Source organism: Blautia sp. An81 (assembly GCF_002161285.1).
In the GTDB taxonomy this organism is placed as follows: Bacteria; Bacillota; Clostridia; order Lachnospirales; family Lachnospiraceae; genus Blautia; species Blautia ornithocaccae.
The window spans coordinates 242,199-258,257 of record NZ_NFHH01000001.1 but is presented as its reverse complement, the minus strand read 5'-3'; the positions used below and the strand labels follow the sequence as shown (position 1 = coordinate 258,257).

The 16,059-nt window shown below is 45.7% G+C and carries 11 protein-coding genes; all 11 read left to right on the top strand.

What is annotated here, in order from left to right; genetic code table 11:
• Positions 1–119: 119 nt before the first annotated feature.
• The 11 genes from B5G33_RS01200 to B5G33_RS01155 all read left to right on the top strand — a co-directional run bounded on the left by B5G33_RS01200 (position 120) and on the right by B5G33_RS01155 (position 16,049).
• Positions 120–7,172 carry a VaFE repeat-containing surface-anchored protein gene (locus tag B5G33_RS01200; RefSeq protein ID WP_087416455.1) on the top strand — a complete coding sequence of 2,351 codons (7,053 nt, stop codon included), beginning with the start codon at positions 120–122 and terminating at the stop codon, positions 7,170–7,172.
• Between the two features lie 236 nt (positions 7,173–7,408).
• Positions 7,409–8,488, top strand: coding sequence for a S66 family peptidase (locus B5G33_RS01195; RefSeq protein WP_087416454.1), 1,080 nt, complete (start codon positions 7,409–7,411; stop codon positions 8,486–8,488).
• A gap of 90 nt (positions 8,489–8,578) precedes the next feature.
• A complete protein-coding gene (locus tag B5G33_RS01190; protein ID WP_087416453.1) occupies positions 8,579–9,085 on the top strand; it encodes a GNAT family N-acetyltransferase in 507 nt (168 codons plus the stop codon).
• Positions 9,086–9,143: 58 nt separating this feature from the next.
• The gene (locus B5G33_RS01185; RefSeq protein WP_158229559.1) at positions 9,144–9,773 is read left to right on the top strand and encodes a DUF3786 domain-containing protein; all 630 of its coding nucleotides are present in this window, start codon (positions 9,144–9,146) and stop codon (positions 9,771–9,773) included.
• Between the two features lie 20 nt (positions 9,774–9,793).
• Entirely contained in the window at positions 9,794–10,096 is a 303-nt protein-coding gene (locus B5G33_RS01180; protein ID WP_330396606.1) for a GNAT family N-acetyltransferase, read from the top strand.
• On the top strand, positions 10,080–10,253 hold the full coding sequence (locus B5G33_RS22265) for a hypothetical protein (RefSeq protein WP_330396605.1): 174 nt from the start codon (positions 10,080–10,082) through the stop codon (positions 10,251–10,253). Before B5G33_RS01180 ends, B5G33_RS22265 begins: the two co-directional genes overlap by 17 nt.
• Before the next feature lie 29 nt (positions 10,254–10,282).
• Positions 10,283–10,807 (top strand): GNAT family N-acetyltransferase, encoded by a 525-nt coding sequence (locus B5G33_RS01175; protein ID WP_087416451.1) that lies wholly within the window; start codon positions 10,283–10,285, stop codon positions 10,805–10,807.
• Between the two features lie 64 nt (positions 10,808–10,871).
• Positions 10,872–11,420 (top strand): GNAT family N-acetyltransferase, encoded by a 549-nt coding sequence (locus tag B5G33_RS01170; protein WP_087416450.1) that lies wholly within the window; start codon positions 10,872–10,874, stop codon positions 11,418–11,420.
• A gap of 47 nt (positions 11,421–11,467) precedes the next feature.
• A complete protein-coding gene (locus tag B5G33_RS01165) occupies positions 11,468–12,502 on the top strand; it encodes a LacI family DNA-binding transcriptional regulator (RefSeq protein ID WP_087416449.1) in 1,035 nt (344 codons plus the stop codon).
• Positions 12,503–12,661: 159 nt separating this feature from the next.
• Positions 12,662–14,614 (top strand): PTS beta-glucoside transporter subunit IIBCA, encoded by a 1,953-nt coding sequence (locus B5G33_RS01160; RefSeq protein WP_087416448.1) that lies wholly within the window; start codon positions 12,662–12,664, stop codon positions 14,612–14,614.
• A gap of 16 nt (positions 14,615–14,630) precedes the next feature.
• Positions 14,631–16,049, top strand: a complete 1,419-nt coding sequence (locus B5G33_RS01155; RefSeq protein ID WP_087416447.1) for a glycoside hydrolase family 32 protein — start codon at positions 14,631–14,633, stop codon at positions 16,047–16,049.
• Positions 16,050–16,059: the final 10 nt, after the last annotated feature.

Genomic DNA, 16,059 nt, shown 5'->3' with positions numbered 1-16,059 from the left:
TTTGTCAGTGGGAAGGAGGTGATTCCATTGGGCTTATATTCCCGGAAGGGGATCCTAAGAGCGACAGTATTTATGTGTCTTTTTACAGCTGAAAACAGGAAAATGAGAGGAGGCCAGATATGAAAAAATTTAAAAGAACTATGGCATATCTATTGACTGCAGTTTTATGCATTTCTTCTTTCGTTCCAACAGCCCAGGCTTTTGCCGAGGCAGAGACTGGAGAGGCTGAGGAAATTGTAGAAGAACTGGAAACAGAAGAGAAAATAGAACTCCAGATATCAGTCACCGAAGGGAAAGGGAGTATACAGATAGAAGATGAGGGAGGAAATATCAGTGAGGCAACCATACAGGAGCCCCTTATTCTGAACTGTTCCCCAGGAAATCCTCTGGATATCAGGGTAATACCGGAGCCTGGATATCAGATAGCTTTTTATAAGACCATGACAGATACAGGGGAAGTTAAGGAAGAGATTACATCTTTCCAGCCAGGAGAAGAGGGGACGTATATAACTCAGTTCCAGACAGACCAGACAGGCAGTATCCAGGCTGGTTTTAAAGAAGAATTATCAGAACGAACAGAAGAACCTGCGGACAACCAGGATATGGATGAACGGGTCGAAGAGATTCCGGCAGAAACGGAAGAAGACCAGTCTTCGGTGGAACAACAGAGGGAGCAGACAGAGAACAGCAACGAAAGTGGTGAAACAGCAGCAGAGAACAATACCCCTCCTAATTTTAAGGTCAGCAGAGAAATGAACCTCTTGGCTCCCAGAGAAACCATTTATCTGGATGCTGGCGGAAGAGTCTATTATTATGATTATTATACTCACTGGTTCCATATAGATGGCCGTTATGCTTATTGCCTGGAACCCAGAGAAGCGGCACCTTCCGATGGATATTACGAAACCACAGCTATGGGAGAGGGACTTCTGCGTAAGGCTATGTATTATGTATTTGGAGGTCCTGGGTATGAGGTATACACTTCCACTTTTGGAAATCTGGGCTCTGACAACTGGAACGAAGAGAGCGAGTATGCCATGAGCCATTGTATTGTTGCATACTGCTACACCGGAGATATGGATGCGTTTTTGGGAACTCCAGATGAACTAAAAGAAGCATTGTTGTGGGAGATCAGTAATATTGAAAGCCTTCCGGATCCGCCGGCTTCTTTTGAAGCTTTTTACTTCAATATGGATGGCAGTGGACAGACCATGGGCGGCTGCTGGGATATCCAGAACGGATCCATTGAACTTCAGAAGTCCTCTGGAAATCCGGAATGGACAGAGGGCAACTGGGCATACGGCAGTCTTGCCGGAGCTGAGTATGGGGTGTATATCCAGGGGACAGAGGAACAGGTTGCAACATTAGTCACTGATGAAAAGGGTTATGCCAGAGTTGATGAGATACCGGAAGGCAATTACCATATTCGGGAATTGAAAGCCCCGGAAGGATATGCATTGGATACAGCTTCGGCAACAGTTACAGTTACAGCAGGCCAGACAGTTACCTATAGCTGCCAGGACATCCCTCAGAGCAATCCGGTTACAGTGCTGTTAAGCAAAATAGATGCAGAAACAAACCAGAATAGACCTCAGGGCACAGCTTCTTTGGCAGATGCAGAGTTTACAGTGAAATATTACAAGGGACTTTATGATACGGACCCGGCTCAACAGGGGATAAATCCAGAAAGGACCTGGGTCTTGAAGACAAAAGAAAATGGTGAAGTAAGATTAGAAGACAGTGGGAAAGTTTCCGGGGACGATTTCTATTATATGCCCAATGGACAGACAACACTGCCTTTGGGAACGGTAACTGTTCAGGAAACAAAAGCTCCGGCAGGATACCTGCTCAATCATGAGATTTTTATCCGACAGATAACTTCTGAGGGAACAGCCGAGACAGTAGCTACATATAATCAGCCAACTGTACCAGAAACTCCTCAGAAAGGAGTTATCCGGCTTCAGAAAGTGGATTCAGAAATAAATAGGGCGCAGGCTCAGGGGAGCCTGGAAGGAGCTGTGTATGAAATCCGAAACAGCAGTGATGAAGTGGTGGGGACACTGACCACAGATAAAGATGGAAAGGCGGAAAGCGGCAGACTGTCTCTGGGTACCTATACAGTAAAAGAGAAAACAGCGTCTCCCGGATATCAGATAGATACTCAGACTTACACAGTAGATCTTACGGCAGAAGATACTATGTCAGAGGTGTTCTACAAATCTGTGACCAGCAAGGAAGAACTTATCCGCGGAGGGATAGCTGTAGAGAAATGGGACAGTGAGAAGGATAAAAGAGAATCCCAGGGAGCTGCAGATCTGGAAGGGACAAAAATCCAGATCATTTCCCAAAATGACCAGGAGATCCGGGTAGAGGGAAAGACCTACAAAAAAGGGGAAGTGATTACTGTCCTTACCACTGATAAGAACGGCAGAGCCAGTACGGGGGCCAGTTATCTTCCATACGGAAGATATCAGCTTAAGGAAAGTGTTCCGCCAACTGGTTATACCTCCGCCGGCACAACTGCACGGAACTTTGAAATCCGGGAAAATGGCAAGATTGTTCAGATGAACACGTCGGATACAGCCATTAAAAATGAAATAATCCGTGGGGGCGTTGCTGTAGAAAAGTGGGACAGCGAACTGAACAAAAGAGCTGCCCAGGGAGCCGCAAGTCTGGAAGGAGCCCAGATTCAGATCATTTCCCAGAATGATGAAACGGTCATTGTAGGGGAGAAGGAATATAAAAAAGGTGAAGTGGTCGCTACTCTTATAACAGATAAAGATGGCAGGGCCAGCACAGCAGCAAATCTTCTTCCATACGGAGACTACCAGCTAAAAGAAAGCGTTCCCCCAACTGGCTATACATCAGTAGGGACCATTATCCGGAGCTTTAAAATTCGAGAAAATGGAAAGATCGTCCAGATGAACGCATCTGGTACAGCTATCAAGAATGAGGTGATCCGCGGCGGTGTAGCTGTAGAAAAATGGGACAGTGAGAAAGATAAGAGAGAACCTCAGGGAACTGCAGACTTGGAAGGCGCAAAGATTCAGATTATTTCTCAGAACGATCATGAAGTCTTAGTGGATGGAAAATCCTATACAAAAAATGAAGTGGTCGCAACTCTTACTATAGATAAGAACGGCAAAGCCAGCACAGCGGCAGACCTGCTTCCTTATGGGAATTACCAGCTGAAAGAAAGCAATCCCCCAACTGGTTATACATCGGAGGGGACCATTACTCGGAATTTTGAAATCCGGGAAGATGGAAAGGTCGTTCAGATGAATACTTCAGATACAGCCATCAAAAATGAAGTAATCCGTGGGGGCGTTGCTGTAGAAAAGTGGGACAGCGAACTGGAACAGCGTGTACCCCAGGGAGATGCAAGTCTGGAGGGATCTCAGATCCAACTCATTTCCAGGAATGACCGTACAGTCCTTATAGGTGGAAAGGAATATAAAAAAGGGGAGGTCATCACGGTCTTAAAGACGGATAAGGATGGTAAAACCAGCACAGCAGCAGACTTCCTGCCATATGGAGATTATCAGCTGAAAGAAATCGTTCCTCCTACCGGTTATACTTCTGGAGGAACTATTGTCCGGGATTTTGAAATCCGGGAAGATGGCAGAATCCTGCAGATGAACACCGGGGAAACCGCCATCAAGAATGAAGTGATCCGCGGCGGCGTTACCATTGCCAAGTGGAGCCTGGAGACTGATGAACGTAAGCCTCAGGGAAATGCGGTCCTGGGCGGCGCTAAATTTACCATTACCAACCGGTCTGCAAAAACAGTCCTGGTAGCGGGCCAGTTATATGCTCCAGGAGAAGTCATTGCAACTGTGGAAACCAACGAAAAGGGCCTTTGGGCGTCTGCAAAAGACTGGCTGCCTTATGGTACCTATGAGGTTGAAGAAGTTCAGGAACCGGACGGATACCTGCCGGATGGGAAAGAGCCAAAGACCTTCCAGATTCGGGAAGACGGCAGGAGGGTAAGCCTGGACAACAATGAGGGAGCAATAAAAAACCAGGTAAAACGTGGAGACCTGAATTTTGTCAAAGCAGCTGACAGCACCCTGGAACGTCTGGCAAATGTACCCTTTAAGATTACCAGCAAGACCACAGGAGAATCGCATATCATAGTATCAGACAAAAATGGTCTGGTGGACACTTCTTCTTCATGGAATCCCCACAGCCAGAACACCAACCGGGGAGAGACTTCGGAAGATGGCCTGTGGTTTTCTGGAACCACAGAAAAAGAAGTGCCGGTAAATGATGAGAAAGGGGCGCTGCCTTATGATATTTACCTGCTTGAAGAGCAAAGATGTGAGGCTAATGAAGGGTACAAACTGTTATCCATTGAAATTACCGTATATCGGGACAGCTATACGATTCCACTGGGAACTCTGACAGATGACAGTGAACTTGTAGAAATTTCCACTGCTGCTGTGGACAGTGATACAGAAGAGCATTATGCCCCGGCAGGAGAAAATACGACTATTGCAGATACGGTAGAATATACCAACCTGAATAAGGGGGCAGAATACACATTAAAAGGGATTCTGATGAATAAAGGATCCGGGGAGCCGGTGACAGATGAAAAAGGAGATCCCATTACTTCAGAAAAGACTTTTACTCCAAAGAAAGTAAATGGAACTGTAGAGATGGAATTTACTTTTGACAGCAGGAAGCTTTCCGGAGCAGATGTTGTTGTGTTTGAGGAGCTGTATCTAAACGGCAGTCTGATTGCAGAGCATAGGGATATCACAGATGAAGACCAGACAATCCATTTCCCAAAAATCGAGACAAAGGTTATGGTCAAGGAAACAAAATCTAATATAGCAAAAGCAGATAAAGAGATTACTCTGGTGGATACAGTTTCCTATAAGAACCTGCAGCCAGGAAAGAAATACAAGCTTACCGGAACCCTTATGGACAAGGAGACCGGGGAACCGGTAAAAGACCCTGAAGGAGAAGAAGTGACTGCAAAAACCAGCTTTAAGCCGGAAACTGCTGACGGTACTGTAAACGTGACTTTTACCTTTGACGGAAGCAATCTGGCTGGAAAGACCCTTGTAGTCTTTGAAAACCTGGAAAGAAATGATACTGTCTATGCAGTACATACAGACATCCATGATGAGGCCCAGACCATTTACTTCCCTGAAATCGGCACTACAGTAAAAGACGCTGTATCCGGGACACAGTTCTCAGCAGCAGGACAGGTCTCATTGGTAGATACAGTTTCCTATAACAATCTGACGCCCAAAACAGAGTACGCTCTGAAAGGAATCCTGATGGACCAGGAAACCGGGAAAGCTATAATAGTGGGAGAACAGGAAGTGACTGCCGAGACAACTTTCACACCAGAAGAACCCTCTGGAACTGTAGATGTGACCTTTACATTTGATGCTTCCTCTCTGGCAGGACATGCCTTGGTGGTATTTGAGGAACTGTACCAGAGCGAAATAAGCATTGCTGAGCATAAAGACATCAAAGACAAAGGCCAGACTATTTATATCCCGGAGATTGGCACAATTGCCCTTGATAAGGAAACGGGAACGCATAACAGCAATCCGGACAGCAAAGTGACCATTGCAGATACCGTTACCTATAAAGGACTGATTCCAGGCAAAGAGTACACAGTAAAGGGAACTCTGATGGACAAGTCTGCCGGCAAAGAATTATTGGCGGATGGAAAGCCTGTAACAGCAGAGAAGACTTTTACTGCAGAAAAATCTGACGGCTCTGTGGAGCTTACCTTTACTTTTGATGGAAGGGTTCTGGCCGGAAAGACGGTAGTTGCCTTTGAACGTTTGTATTATGAGGACAAGGAGGTGGGAAGCCATACAGATATTGAAGATGAAGATCAGAGTATCCGCTTCCCAGTTATTGGAACTATGGCTAAAGACAGCAGCACAAAGGATCATATTGCCAGTGCCGGTAAGGTAACGCTCATAGATACCGTATCATACAAGAACCTGCTTTCGGGACAGAAATATATCCTGAAAGGCGTGCTGATGGATAAAGAGACAGGAAAAGAACTGCTGCTCAATGATAAAGCTGTGACAGCAGAAAAAGAGTTTACCCCAAAAGAGGCCAATGGAGCAGTAGACCTAAAATATACCTTTGATGCTTCTATGCTGGCCGGGCGTCAGGTAGTAGTATATGAAGAACTCTATATCAACGATAAGCTGATTGGGGAACATAAGGATATTAACGATGAAGGCCAGACAGTGACCATTCCGCAGCTTCGGACAAATGCTTATGATGGTGCTGCAGGAGGGCATACCGGAACTGTCAGTGAGAAAGCAACGGTAGTAGATGTTGTGACCTATACAGGTCTGCTTTCCGGCAAAGAGTACACAGTAAGAGGAACCCTCATGAATAAGGAGACAGGAGAACCGATAAAGGACAGTGGGGAGAGGAAGATTACAGCGGAGAAGACTTTTACAGCTGAGAAGGCAGAGGGCAGCATTGAACTGGTATATGAGCTGGATTCCACACTCCTTGCAGGGCAGACAGTAGTTGTTTTTGAAGATATCCTGTACAACGGTGTGGAAGTGGGAACTCATGCAGATGTCAATGATGAGGACCAGAGCGTCCATTATCCGGCTCTGAGTACCCAGGCCAAGGATAAAACTTCTGGACGTCAGGAGGGTATCCGGAAGGAAAAGACAGCACTTACAGATACGGTGACTTATAAGAATCTGATTCCAGGTCAGGAATATACAGTAAAGGGCATCCTCATGGACAAGAGGACAGGGGAACCAGTGTTGGATAAGGAGAAACAGGTAACAGCGGAAAAAACTTTTACAGCCGAAAAAGCCGATGGAGCTGTGGAAGTGGAATTTATCTTTGACAGCGCGGCCCTGAGAAATCCTGCTGTCGTTGTTTTTGAAAGGCTGTATGTAGGCGATAAAGAGGTGGCTGCCCATACAGACATTGATGATAAAGGCCAGACTGTAGAGTATCCGGAGCATAAGACTCAGACGCCTGCTGTGCCGGAGTCAGATACAAAAACTTCCGGAACAGCTCCTGCTAAGGCAAAAACTTCTGAAGCTGCACCGGCAAAGACCGGAGACCCGGCGCCTCTTGGGAAAATCTGCTGCGGGCTGCTTCTCTCAGGAGCTGTGGCAGCCGCAGCAGTAAAGAAGAAAAGAGGCCGGAAAAACAGGTAAAATTACAAAGTATAGATGGGCTGCCATCAGGGGCATAGTCACGATACAGACTACAGTGGTCAGTACGTTAATGGCACTGGCATAGATCACCTATTCTTCCCCTAATACTGCAAAGCAGAAATAAGATTACATGTATAATATCCCTTAATGTCTAGAGGGAAGGTTGTTGCAGGAACCTGTCTGTGATAAAATAGGTACATCTGACACAGATTATTTTGATTACAGGAGGGGAAATTATGAGAAAGCCTGTGCCATTAAGAAGAGGCGATAAGGTAGCTGTAGTCAGTCTTTCCAGCGGTATGCTGGGAGAGGACTTTTGCCGTCATAATATAACATTGGGAATAAAACGACTTCGGGAATTTGGCCTGGAACCAGTTTTTATGCCAAATACTTTAAAGGGCATGGAATATCTGAATAAGAATCCCCAGGCAAGGGCAGAGGATTTAAAAGCAGCCTTTCGTGACGATTCTATAAAAGGCGTTATATGCGCCATAGGAGGAGACGACACCTACCGCCTCCTGCCTTATCTTTTGGAAGACCAGGAATTTACAGAGCTGGTAAAAGAAAAGCCAAAGCTGTTTACCGGATTTTCCGATACTACCATTAACCATCTGATGTTTTATAAACTGGGAATGACTACCTATTACGGCCCTTGCTTTATCTGCGATCTGGCGGATATGGGAAAGGAAATGCTGCCATATACCAGGGAACATTTCCAGGGATATTTTGCCGGACATGAGAAAAAAGAAATCTGTCCGAGCCCTGTGTGGTATGAGGAACGGAAAGACTTTTCTGAGGCGGCTCTGGGGACAGAAAGGACTGCCCACGAGGATCCCAAAGGATTTGAGATCCTGCAGGGCAGCGGCCATTTCCGGGGAAAACTTCTGGGAGGCTGTGCAGAGAGCATTTACGATGCCCTTTCTGGAACCAGATACGGAGATGAAAAAGAAATCTGTGAAAAATACGGACTTTTTCCGGACAGAGAGGAGTGGAGAGGGAAAATCCTCTTTATTGAAACCTGTGAGGAAAAGCCTGCACCGGAACTTCTGGCAAAAGAGCTGGCAATGCTGAGAGAAAGAGGCGTTTTTGAAGAAATCACAGGAATCCTGGCGGGAAAACCTCAGGACGAAGTTTTCTATGAAAAGTATAAACAAGTATACCGGGAAGCTGTGGGAAATCCGGAATTATCCATTGTATATAATGTGAATTTCGGCCATGCCTATCCAAGATGCGTCCTTCCCTACGGAGTAGAAGCAGAAGTTTTTGCAGAAGACAATAGGATTCTTTTCCTTGAGAGCATGTTCGGGGAAGCATAGAAAGAGGCCTATGAACTCGGAAAGCACGTTTAGGATAGATGAATCCAGCTTAAATTAACGAATGGAGTAAAGAAAAGGAGAGGATACCTCATGAAAATAGAATTGAGACCATGGGTTTTGGAGGACAAAAAGGAACTGGCGGAAATATGCCACAATGCAGACCGGCAGTTCTTGTCTGACCGTCTGCCCTACCCATATACAGAGGACAACGCCCAGTGGTGGATCAACATGGCAGAGAAGCAGGAAGGAAAAGAAGGCGTTTTTCGGGCAATCCTGGCAGATGGGAAGATCGTAGGGAATATTTCTGTGGAGAAAAAAGAAGACGTTTACAGAAGAGACGGAGAAATCGGCTATATGCTGAAAAAAGAATACTATTCCAGGGGAATCATGACAGAAGCGGTGAAACAGATATGCCCTTTGGCCTATAAGGAACTGGATCTTATCCGTATTACTGGACTGGTTTATGAGCCTAACACAGCGTCCAGAAAAGTATTGGAGAAAAATGGATTTATGCTGGAAGGTATTATGAAAAAGGTAGTTACCAAAGGTGACAAAATTTATGATCTTTGTATCTATGGGAAATGCATTGACGGATAATAAACTCAGAAGATTTTAGAAAGATAGAAACAGAAAAGAGACCAGGGAGGGAATGAAAATGCAGAAGTCTAATTACCAGATTATGCAGGAACAGATGGCAGAGAGATTTCTCCGATATGACCAGGAAAAAATGATAGAGAAATTTCAGCTGGCCTGTAATGCAGATTATATCTATATAACTTTTGTAAACAGTCCCTATCAGATAAATCGGAAAACCGGAGAAATACAGGTGCAGAAGAAGGCAGAGGGAAACTGGGACCAGACCAGCTATAATGAGGCTATGTCCATCTATGACGTGCTCTGCGATTCAAAGCCGGATTGCCGGCTCTCAGGAAAATTTGTCAGTCTGACCAGTCTGAAGGGAACGGTATTTTCTTCCGGGACAGTAGGAAATATCTTTCAGAAATCAGTAGAATTTTTTGACGGGAAGACCAGGGAGCTGGCCAGAGCCTGTGAAAGGCTGGGAGGTATTCCGGAGAGGGTTGGAGATGTGAGCTTCCGTCTGGGAATTTTTCCCTTCCTGCCGGCGGTTTTCCAGTTCTGGTATTCCGATGAGGAGTTTCCGGCAATGCTGAAGTTTATGTGGGACGAGAATATCCTGGATTACGTTCATTATGAGACCATTTATTTTATGATGAGCCATGTGATAAAAAGACTGGAGGAAGAGATAGAAGATAATAAACTTTAACAGAAATTTTGGAGGTAGCTATGGAGATCAGACAGGAAATTGAGAAAGATTATGAAGAAGTATATAAACTTGTCAAGGAAGCTTTTGAAACGGCAGAACATGCAGACGGCAATGAACAGGACCTGGTAGAAGCTTTAAGAAAGGGTTCTGCTTTTGTACCGGAATTATCTCTGGTGGCGGAAATAGATGGGGAACTGGCCGGGCACATCCTGTTTACCAGAACAAAGGTGGGAGAGGATACGGTACTTGTGCTGGCGCCTCTGTCAGTAAAACCTAAGTTCCAGAGAGCTGGGATATTCCTATTCTTTGGTGCTGGGCAGTGAGAAATATTATCCCAGATTCGGCTATATTCCTGCAGAACAACTGGGAATCCAGGTTCCTGAAGGAATTCCCTCTCCTAATTTTATGGCGATGAAACTAAGGGAGGAGGGGGCGCCTGTCAACGGAGCAGTGACCTACCCGGAAGAATTCGGCATGTGACCAAAGTGGATTTTTAAAGGAGACAAGACATGTTTACCATAAGAATCGGAAGTGTAGAAGAGCTAGAGAAAGTAAAAGCTTTCTATGATTCCCTTATTGAAGAAGTACAGAATGCAGAATATAAGCCGGGATGGAAAAAAGATATTTATCCTAGGGAAGAAATGCTCAAAGAAGCCCTGGAAAAGAAAGAACTGTATATTGGAGAAGCAGAGGGAAAGATTGCCGCCTGTATGATCCTGAATCTGGTATGCAATGAGAGATATCAGGAAATATCCTGGAAAACCCAGGCTGGACCAGGTGAGGTTATGACCGTACATACCTTTGGGGTACACCCTGGATTTTCAGGCAGAGGACTTGGGACAAGGATGATGGAAGAGGCTGTGAAGATTGCAGAGGATATGGGGCTGAAAGCCCTTCGTCTTGACGTATTAGAGGGAAATCTGCCGGCGGAAAGGCTCTATGAGAAAGTGGGATTTCAATACGCCGGTTCTTTAAATATTTTCTATGAGGATACAGGCTGGGCGGACTTTAATCTGTATGAGTATGAGATTTGAATAAGGAAAGTTTCGAGAAACTTAGTTCATGAGTATAGCAATGAACAGGATAGGAGACAGAAATATGGATAAGGTATATGAGAAAGACGGCTATCGCCTGCGCCTGGCCAGAAAAGAGGACGCAGAGGAATATTACAGGAATAACTTTCAGCCTTTTGATCCGGAGGTATCCAGGCTCACAGGCAGCAGGACAGATTTTTCCCATGATGAAGTGGTGGGATTCCTGAAAAACTGTGTAGAGGACAAAAATCGATATGACTTTTTGATTTTTTCTCCCAAAGGAGAGATTATGGGGGAGAGCGTACTCAATGAAATAGACTGGGATTTAAGAAAGGCAAACTTCCGGATCGCCATCTTTCATCCTGAGGAATGTGGAAAGGGGATCGGCTCCTGGGCCATAGAAAATACCCTGGAGTTTGCTTTTCAGGAGATCAACCTTCATAGAGTGGAGCTGGATGTTTTTTCCTTTAATCCCAGAGCAATAAGAGCCTATGAAAAGGCGGGATTCCAAAGAGAAGGAGTGCTCCGGGATGCAGTGAAAGACGGAGAAAATTATGGAGATGATATCCTTATGTCCATACTGGAGGAGGAATGGGCGGAACGCCGCAGATAAATGTCCGCCTGACCTGACAAAAAATAAAAGGGGAAGGAAATGGAGAAATGACCATTAAAGAAATTGCGCAGCTTGCCGGGGTATCCAGTGCGGCTGTATCCCGATACCTTAACGGCGGTTATGTAAGTGATGAAAAAAAAGAACAGATAAAAAAGGTAATTGAGGAAACTGGCTATCAGCCTTCTGCTCAGGCCAGGATCCTGAGGACAAAAAGAGCTTGTCTGGTAGGAGTGGTAGTGCCCAAAATCAACTCAGAATCCATTAGCCGGGTAACAGCAGGGATTGAGCAGGTCCTGTCCCGGCGGGGCTACCAGATGCTTCTGGCCAGTACAGATAATCAGCCGGCAAAGGAGATTACCTATCTGAAGCTTTTTGAAAGTTATCCGGTAGATGGTATAGTGCTTATTGGAACGATGATCACCGGAGAACATAAGAAATTCCTGAAAGAATCCAAAGTTCCGGTAGTGGTAGTGGGACAGTATACAAAATATGCCAACTGTATTTATCATGATGACTATGGAGCAGGAAAAGCCATGGGAAAGATTGTGGCGGATTCTGTCAGAGGAAAAGGGAAAGTTGCCTATATCGGAGTGACCAGGGAAGACAAGGCCGTAGGTGCTGCCAGAGAAGACGGTTTTCGTGCAGGTCTGCGGGCAGAAGGTGTAGAACTGGAAGAGGGGTATACCAGAAAATCTCAGTTTACTATGGAATCTGGGTATCAGGCTGCTTTGGACCTTTTGGAAAAGAAGAAAGATATTGCCATAATTTCCTGTGCCACAGATACCATAGCCGCAGGAGCCATAGAGGCCCTTCACGCCTGCAGTGAAGAGCGGATTCCCCAGAGTATCCAGAATTCTGGAACAAGGATGAAATATATTTTGGACAGCAGCGGCACGCGGATCACAGGTTTTGGAGATAACCAGTTCTTGAAGGCTGTCACTGGAGGGATCCCCACAGTACACTTCGGCTACAAGACCAGTGGGATACGAGGGGCAGAGCTGCTGCTGGATGTAATTGAAAGAGGGGAAAAGATTCCCATTGAGATGAAGCTGGGCTTCCAGCTTGTGAATGAAGATAAATGATATCGATATCATATTGAAAAGGAAAAATATACAAAAAATATATTGAAATATCAGTGAAAATGCCATCTTTACAAATGACATTTTTTTCTTTATGATTTATTCAAAGACATGAAATCGATTACATATAATCATGAAGAAGAAAGAGAAAGGAGAGTCATCATGGACTACGGAAAGACCGCTAAGGAAATTCTGGATAAGGTGGGTGGAAGTAAGAACATTGTTTCTGCTGCTCACTGCGCAACAAGGCTCCGTCTGGTTATTGCTGACAACAGTAAGGCAGACAAGGGAGCCCTGGAAAATATTGAGGGAGTAAAAGGAGTTTTTGAAGCTTCCGGACAGCTTCAGATAATCCTGGGAACAGGGACAGTCAATAAGGTATTTGACCAGTTTATTGCTATCGCAGGTATTACGGCCAGCACAAAGGCAGAGGCAAAGGAGGCTGCAGCCAAACAGCAGAATGTGTTTATGAGAGCGATTAAGCTCCTGGGAGATATTTTCGTACCTATCATACCGGCTATCGTGGCCAGCGGTTTCCTTATGGGAATCATGAACTCCCTGGATTTTATGATCAACAACGGGTTCATCAACATGGATACCAGCAGTTCTATCTATGTGTTTGCAAGCCTGTTCAGCAACACAGCTTACACCTTTTTGCAGATCCTCATCGCTTTCTCAGCGGCTAAGGCCTTTGGGGCAAATCCCTATCTGGGAGCGGTTATCGGTATGATCATGATCAACCCTTCCCTGCAGAACGCTTATACGGTAGCCACAGAGGGAGTTCTTCAGACCCAGTCCGTTTTCTTTGGGCTTTATGACATTGACATGGTGGGATACCAGGGCCATGTAATTCCGGTAGTGATCGCTGTATGGCTTTTGTCTGTAATTGAGAAAAAGCTGCACAAAGTAGTGCCGGAGGTTCTGGATCTTTTTGTAACACCGCTGGTAAGTGTTTTTGTTACCGGGTATCTGACACTGACAGTGATCGGTCCTGTTTTTGTCTGGGCGGAAAACGCCATTCTGGACGGTATCCAGTGGATGCTGACACTGCCATTTGGTATCGGAAGTCTGATCATGGGAGCTCTGTATGCGCCGACTGTAGTAACCGGTATCCATCAGATGTATACAGCCATTGATATCGGACAGATTGCTCAATATGGAGTTACTTACTGGCTGCCTCTGGCAAGCGCCGCCAACATCGCCCAGGGTGCAGCTGCCCTGGCAGTTGCTTTGAAATCCAAGGATAAGAAAGTGAAATCTCTTGCCCTTCCTTCTTCTTTAAGTGCCTTTATGGGAATTACAGAGCCGGCTATTTTTGGTGTGAACCTGCGGTTCTTTAAACCTTTTATCGCAGGCTGTATCGGCGGCGGATGCGGCGCTCTTTATGCTTCTATCGTGCATCTTGGAGCCAAGGGAACCGGAGTTACCGGTATCTTTGGAATTCTTCTCTGTCTGGATGAGCCTGTTCAGTATATTATTGAAATGATTATTGCCGTAGGCGTAGCTTTTGTGGTTTCTTTCCTGCTCTATAAGGATCAGAAGTCTGTTCAGGCGGGAGATTCTCACAGTCAGGAAAAGGGCGGTGAGGCAGGAGCTGCAATAGAAGAAAAGGAAGAAATGTCTCCTGAAGTTTCTGAAACGCCAGACGGAGAAGAAGGAAAAGAAGAGATTTTATTCAGCCCGGTAAAAGGAAAAGTGATCCCTCTTACAGAAGTCAGTGATGAAACTTTTGCCTCAGAAATGCTGGGAACTACAGTTGCAATAGAGCCAGCAGATGGGAAGATCATTGCTCCCTGCGATGGGGAAGTAAGCAATATTTTTGACACCGGGCATGCAGTGTGTCTTACCACAAAAACAGGAGGGGAGCTGTTGATCCATGTGGGAATTGATACAGTGAAGCTGGATGGCAAAGGATTCACAAAGAAAGTTTCTGACGGAGATAAGGTCCATGCAGGAGACCTGCTTATTGAGGCGGACCTGGAGGTTATCAAGGCTGCCGGCTATCCGGCTGCGACTATGGTCATCCTGACAAATCCGGAGGATTTTTCTGCTGTGGAAAAAGCAGAACCAGGAGAGGTAAGGGAAGACAGTCCTGTGATGAAACTGGAAAAATAGTAGTAGGAGATATGGTATGACTGCATTGACAGGAGATTTAAAGAGATTAACAGAGACGGCAGAAAAACTGGCAGATGGAAAAGACTTTTTTCGTCAGAGGATCCATCTTATGCCTCCGGTGGGGTGGCTGAATGACCCCAATGGATTGTGTCAGTTTCAGGGAGTATACCACGCATTTTTTCAGTACTCTCCTTTTGATCCAGAAGGCGGCGTGAAGATGTGGGGCCATTACACCAGTCATAACATGATTGACTGGGAATATCAGGGAGTACCTTTATATCCAGACCAGCCCTTTGACTGCAGCGGCGTTTATTCAGGGGCAGCCTTTATCGAAGACGGAGAAATGTTTCTGTACTATACAGGCAATGTAAAACTGGAAGATGGAGACTATGACTACATAAACACAGGACGCCAGGCCAATACAATTCTGGTGTCCAGCAAAGACGGAATCCACTTTGGCAGGAAGATGAAGCTGATGGATAATGGAGATTATCCCTCAGACCTGACCCTTCATGTCCGGGATCCGAAAGTATGGAAGAAGAAGGACAATTATTATATGCTCCTTGGGGCCAGGACGAAGAGAGATGAAGGCCAGGCCCTTCTCTATCAGTCCCGGGACAGGATCCACTGGGTCCTTGCAAACCGTGTAAAAACAGAGGAGTCCTTTGGCTATATGTGGGAGTGTCCGGATTACTTTGAAATCGGGGACAGAAAAATTCTGTCTGCCTCTGTCCAGGGACTGACAGGCGGTCAGTGGGAAGAACGGAATGTGTACCAGTCTGGATATTTTCTGGTGGAAGGAGAGATCACCGGAAACTGTCACCTGGGAGAATATCGTCTGTGGGATTATGGATTTGATTATTATGCCCCCCAGAGCTTCCAGGCAGAAGACGGCAGGATCATTCAAATCGGCTGGATGGGAATGCCGGACTGCCAGGAATATACCAACCGGACCATTGAAAATGGGTGGCAGCACTGCTTTACATTTCCAAGAGAGATTTATGTCAAAGACGGAATACCCTGCCAGAGACCTGTCCGGGAACTGGAAGAGAAGTGCCGGCTGCTCAGGAAAGACCAGGGACACATGGAAATAGAAGGGTATCCTGTATACCAGGCAGAAATTTCCGGTATCTGCAATAACCGGTTCCAGGCTGTTCTGGGAGAAGAGCTGGTACTGGAATACCGGGATGGCCAATTTGAAATGTGGTTTAAAAACCAGGAAAAAACCGGGATTTCCGCAGGCAGAGGGAGACGCTGGGTGGATATGGAAAGGCTGGAGAATGTGAAGATCCTTGCAGATATTTCTTCAGCAGAAGTGTTTCTGAATGATGGGGAGTATGTCTTTTCTACCCGGTATTATCCTGAAAAAGCCGTGATCCACATAAAGGCCCCAGGGGCGGAGATAGTGTTTAAGGAAATCGCAGCTAAGAAATAAGGAAAGTGTG

Excerpts from the sequence above, each read along its gene's own strand:
- B5G33_RS01200 (WP_087416455.1), top strand. The coding sequence starts at position 120 with ATGAAAAAATTTAAAAGAACTATGGCATATCTATTGACTGCAGTTTTA.
- B5G33_RS01155 (WP_087416447.1), top strand. The coding sequence starts at position 14,631 with ATGACTGCATTGACAGGAGATTTAAAGAGATTAACAGAGACGGCAGAA.
- B5G33_RS01165 (WP_087416449.1), top strand. The coding sequence starts at position 11,468 with ATGACCATTAAAGAAATTGCGCAGCTTGCCGGGGTATCCAGTGCGGCT.
- B5G33_RS01180 (WP_330396606.1), top strand. The coding sequence starts at position 9,794 with ATGGAGATCAGACAGGAAATTGAGAAAGATTATGAAGAAGTATATAAA.
- B5G33_RS01160 (WP_087416448.1), top strand. The coding sequence starts at position 12,662 with ATGGACTACGGAAAGACCGCTAAGGAAATTCTGGATAAGGTGGGTGGA.
- B5G33_RS01190 (WP_087416453.1), top strand. The coding sequence starts at position 8,579 with ATGAAAATAGAATTGAGACCATGGGTTTTGGAGGACAAAAAGGAACTG.
- B5G33_RS01195 (WP_087416454.1), top strand. The coding sequence starts at position 7,409 with ATGAGAAAGCCTGTGCCATTAAGAAGAGGCGATAAGGTAGCTGTAGTC.
- B5G33_RS01175 (WP_087416451.1), top strand. The coding sequence starts at position 10,283 with ATGTTTACCATAAGAATCGGAAGTGTAGAAGAGCTAGAGAAAGTAAAA.
- B5G33_RS01170 (WP_087416450.1), top strand. The coding sequence starts at position 10,872 with ATGGATAAGGTATATGAGAAAGACGGCTATCGCCTGCGCCTGGCCAGA.
- B5G33_RS01185 (WP_158229559.1), top strand. The coding sequence starts at position 9,144 with ATGCAGAAGTCTAATTACCAGATTATGCAGGAACAGATGGCAGAGAGA.